3 protein-coding genes and 1 pseudogene are annotated in these 3,833 nt (G+C 70.0%); 2 read left to right on the top strand and 2 right to left on the bottom strand.

Annotated features, from left to right (window positions below; all coding sequences use genetic code 11):
- Positions 1–174: 174 nt before the first annotated feature.
- On the bottom strand, positions 175–615 hold the full coding sequence (locus NBX02_RS19535; RefSeq protein ID WP_250287361.1) for a cobalamin B12-binding domain-containing protein: 441 nt from the start codon (positions 613–615) through the stop codon (positions 175–177).
- 623 nt (positions 616–1,238) lie between these two features.
- Between NBX02_RS19535 and NBX02_RS19540 the strand changes: the two genes are divergently transcribed.
- Positions 1,239–2,345, top strand: coding sequence for an alpha/beta fold hydrolase (locus tag NBX02_RS19540; RefSeq protein WP_250292513.1), 1,107 nt, complete (start codon positions 1,239–1,241; stop codon positions 2,343–2,345).
- A 308-nt stretch (positions 2,346–2,653) separates the two neighbouring features.
- Positions 2,654–3,379 (top strand): M23 family metallopeptidase, encoded by a 726-nt coding sequence (locus NBX02_RS19545; RefSeq protein ID WP_250287357.1) that lies wholly within the window; start codon positions 2,654–2,656, stop codon positions 3,377–3,379.
- Positions 3,380–3,611: 232 nt separating this feature from the next.
- Here the strand turns inward: NBX02_RS19545 and NBX02_RS19550 are convergent.
- Positions 3,612–3,746: pseudogene (locus NBX02_RS19550) on the bottom strand (hypothetical protein); the annotation flags it as partial.
- Between the last annotated feature and the right edge of the window lie 87 nt (positions 3,747–3,833).

Here is a 3,833-nt window from a genome sequence, read left to right on the forward strand (position 1 = left end):
AGACAGGCCTTCCGTCCCGGGCCGTCCGCCTGCCCGCGACCGGCGACCGGCCCTCGGCAGGCAACCGGCCCTCGGCGGGCGGCCCCGGCCACTCGAGCGGGCCGGCAAGCCGGCGGCCCGGGAGGCGGAAACCGGTGGCCCCGGAAGGCACCCGGGAAGGCGCCCGGAAGACTCTCAGCCCGCGGAAACCGCCCTGGGACCGGGCGTGTGGGCCGCGGCCACACTCGACCGGATCCATTCGACGATTTCGCCCGTGGTCGCTCCGGGCGTGAATATCTCGGCGACACCGAGTGCCTTCAGCTGCGGAATGTCAGCATCCGGTATGATCCCGCCACCGGTCACCACGATGTCGGTGGCGCCGCGCTCCCGCAGCAAATCCATCAGGCGCGCGAAAAGGGTCATGTGCGCGCCCGAGAGCACCGACAGGCCGATACAGTCTGCGTCCTCCTGGATAGCGGTCTCGACAATCTGCTCGGGCGTCTGGTGCAGACCGGTGTAGACGACCTCCATGCCCGCGTCCCGCAGTGCCCGCGCAATAACCTTGGCGCCGCGGTCGTGGCCGTCAAGACCAGGTTTGGCGACCACCACCCGGATACGTTCACCGGTTCCGCTCACGCGGCCTCCTTGCGTTTCCTGACACCATCCGGCCGGGACGTCGCCTCCCTGACGCGGTGCCCCGTACATGGCGTTCCGTGGCCCGATCTCTCCGTAGACCCTAGCCGGACGCACCGGCGGAAGCACGCTGTTGCCCGACGGGATCACAGCCGCCGCCGTACCGGCCGGCGGTCACGGCGAGAAACCAACAGTCGACATCCACCCGCTTTTTTTATACTCTCAGTAATGGTAGACGTCATGGCGGTTCCCAGCGGATGCCTCCCGGGCCGCGCTACGGCCCGTCTGGCGCGCACCGGCCGGGCCATCCCCGGTGGATGCCGGCCGGCTGGGCGCCGCCCGCGCGGTCGACGGCCTACCGGGCCAGGCCTGGCCGGCCGCGGCATCCGGGCAACGTCCGGGGGCTTCGTGCCTGCGAGTATCGTGCCGTTCCCGGGTCCTTCCCCGCGCGGGAGACCCGGACCCACGGCCGCGCGAGCAGGCCGATGATCGCGTTGCCTTCGGCCGGCCAGTTCGTGCGGCCAGCTGGTTCTTCGGACAACTGTCCGAGCACGGACGGGAGCAGGGCAATCGGAAAGCGTCAACTGGGGCCGGCGGGGGCGGCGGCAGGCAGAGCCACCAGATCGGTGAGCGCATCCGTGGCCCGTCGCGGCACACGCGTGACCCGCGGCCTGCTTGAGACACCGGGGGCGATCCGCGGCATGGCCACGGAGGCCACCTGGCTGGCGACCCATATCGCCTTTTACCCGATCGGGGCCGTCTCGGAACGGCTACGCGAACCGGCCGACCGCTACACCCTCGACGGCCTCTCCCCGCTGCGGCGCGGGCTGCTCGTCGGCGACATCGAAGCCGCGGGCACACCGATCCTGCTGGTCCATGGCCTGATCGACAACAGGTCGATCTTCACTCGGCTGCGCCGGTCGCTGCGCCGGCGAGGCTTCGGACGGGTCGCCACCGTGAACCTGCCGCTGTTCACCGCGGACGTCCCGACGGCGGCCCGCAAGCTGGCCGCGGTGGTCGAGACGATGTGCGAGCAGACGGGCTACCCGCGCATACACATCGTCGGGCACTCCCTCGGCGGCCTGGTCGCCCGCTACTACGTGCAGAAACTCGACGGCGACGCCCGTGTGCACACCCTGGTGACGCTGGGCACACCGCACGAGGGCACCCGCCTGGCCCGGCTGCTGCCCCCGATGGTGCCGTACACCCTGCTGCGCCAGCTCGTCCCGGGCTCGGACGTGGTCCGCGAGCTGGCCGAGCCCGCGCCGAACTGCCGGACCCGGTTCGTGGCCTTCTCCGGGGACCTGGACACGATCATCCGTCCGACCGAGGCGGCGCTCATCCGCCATCCGGACCTGACCGTCCGTAACCTGCGGGTTCCCGGCGTCGGCCACCACTCGCTGCCGTTCAACATCGACGTCGTCCATCGGATCGCGACCACGCTCGCGCATCTGGACGACGTCGAGTACACCGCCCCGGCCAGCGGACGCACCGGCCCTGACACCGGACGCACCGGCCTCGGCGGCGAGGAGGGGCCGGCGGAGGCAGGAGTGGAGATGGTGGCAGAGGCCGAGATGGCGGCAGGAGCCGAGATGGCGGCAGGAGCCGAGGCGGAGGTGCCGGCTACGGCCCCGAGATCCCTGCGTGATGCTCGTCCCGACCGCGCGTCATGGGCGGACGGCCGTCCAGCGGCCGGCGACTTCCAAGATGATCGAAATCTTCGTCACTCATAATGATGAAAAGGCAATAATTACACCGCTTCATACGTCGCGCCCACCGTGGGTGGGGGTGGTGCTAAAGCCCGTTTTGGGACGGTGTAGCGTTCAACCCGGTTTGCAGGCTTTTTCTCCTGCCGTGCCACGACATGCCGTGCCGTAACACGCCGTGACAGGGCATGCCGGGGCGCGGCAGAAGTTCTGTCGAGCAACGGGAGCGTGAGTTCGGGTTGTCGCAGCCCCCAGCCCGTAACTCAGGGCGGCATCGCGGTCAGGGCAGGGCCACGGGCCACGGCGGCCCGTCCGGTTCCGCCCGCCGGGCGGCCTTGGCAGCGCAGATCCGCCGTACCGGCATCGCCACCGCCGTGGTCTCCACCCTCGGCATCGTTATGATCAACACAACCGGTATCGCGCACTCCGAGCCGGTGGTCATTCCCGGCCTGCGCACCGCCGGGACGGTCGCCGACCCCGCGTCCGGCGGCGTGGCGGACGCCGCCACCGACAGGCTGAGCGACCCCGCCCTGCTCGGGCAGCAACGCGACGACGCCGCGCGACGCCAGGCCCAGGCCGACCGTGTCGACCGGGACGAGGCGCTGGCCCAGCTGTCCATCCTGCTCCTCCAGCAGCGGACCACGGCCACGGAGAGCGCGCGCCAGCAGGAGGAACTGCGCTGGGTCAGCCCGATACAGGCCAGGCTCACCCAGCATTTCGGCGGCGCGAACGGCCACCCCGGTATCGACCTCGGCGCGCCGATGGGGACCCCGGTCGTCGCCGCCCACGGCGGCATCATCATCTACGCGGGGTGGGAGTCCGGCTACGGCAACTTCGTCCAGATCCAGCACGCGAACAACGTGGTCACCTGCTACGCCCACCTGTCCCGGATCAGCGTCCGGGTCGGCCAGCAGGTCGCCACCGGCCAGCAGGTGGGCCTGGAGGGGTCGACCGGCTTCTCCACCGGGCCGCACCTGCACTTCGAGGTCCGGCTGGGCGGCCAGAACGGCACCAAGATCGACCCGCTCGCGTGGCTCGCCAGGCACAACGTCTCCTACTGACCGCCACCGTTCTCCCAGCATCGGCTACCAGCCTTCGACCAGCAGTTACCGGCCTTCAACCAGCGGCTACCGCCGGCCGCTCTTCCACCGGCCGTGCCGTGCCGTGCCGATGCCACCAACGTCCGGCGGGCATCGGTAACGGATAGCCGGCCATCAGGCAGCGGCAGCGGCAGCGGATGTCAGTACGGGCCAGCCGCCCGTCGGGCCTGCCGAACGCGGGTGCGCGGGACGCTCACAGCTTCTCGACGGGGGCATAGCGCAGGAGCAGGCGTTTGGTCCCGGTTCCCTCGCCGAAGTCGATGCTCACCTCGCGGTTGTCCCCCGCGCCGGCCACCGCGACGACCTGACCGAGCCCGAAGGTGTCGTGGTTGCTGTCTCTTATACACATCTCCGAGCCCACGAGACTAGCGCTCATCTCGTATGCCGTCTTCTGCTTGAAAAAAAAAAAAAATTA

The organism is Protofrankia sp. CiP1_Cm_nod1 (assembly GCF_920888515.1).
Lineage (GTDB): Bacteria > Actinomycetota > Actinomycetes > Frankiales > Frankiaceae > Protofrankia.